The following is a 469-nucleotide window of genomic DNA, read 5'->3' as shown; positions in this document are numbered from 1 at the left end:
CCAGCAGGACTACCAGCAGGAGAATCCAGGCGCTGATGCCGGAGAGGTTGTGCGCCCATCCGCCCAGTGCGCTCTCGTAGGTCGCCGCGAAAGCTTCCGCCAGGCCGAGCATCATGCCGCCGACCAGTGCGCCGCCGACCGATCCGAGGCCGCCGATCACGGCGGCGGGGAAGGCCCGAAATGCCGTGTCGGCCAACGAGGGTGCGACACCGGCCGCCGGGAAGGACGCGAGGAACAGTCCGGAGAGCACCGCCAGCGCGCCACCGATGGCCCAGCTGGTCCAGGACACCCGCGACAGGCGCACGCCCATGAGCTTGGCCACCTCCGCGTCCTGGTTGCTCACCCGCATGGCGAGGCCCCAGTTGGTGAACCGGAACAGGAGCAGGAACACCACGATCGCGGTCACGGCGACGCCGAGTGCAATCAACCGGGCGGCCGGCATGGTGATCATCCCGATCTGCACGATCCG

At 69.3% G+C, this 469-nt stretch carries 1 protein-coding gene; it reads right to left on the bottom strand.

Annotation, left to right across the window (positions count from 1 at the left end):
* Positions 1 to 469 (bottom strand): ABC transporter permease subunit (locus tag IJ15_RS0124175; RefSeq protein ID WP_031940867.1); only part of this gene is annotated, 469 nt, incomplete at both ends.

The organism is Prescottella defluvii (assembly GCF_000738775.1).
GTDB classification, from domain to species: domain Bacteria; phylum Actinomycetota; class Actinomycetes; order Mycobacteriales; family Mycobacteriaceae; genus Prescottella; species Prescottella defluvii.
This window is presented reverse-complemented; position numbering and strand designations above follow the sequence as displayed.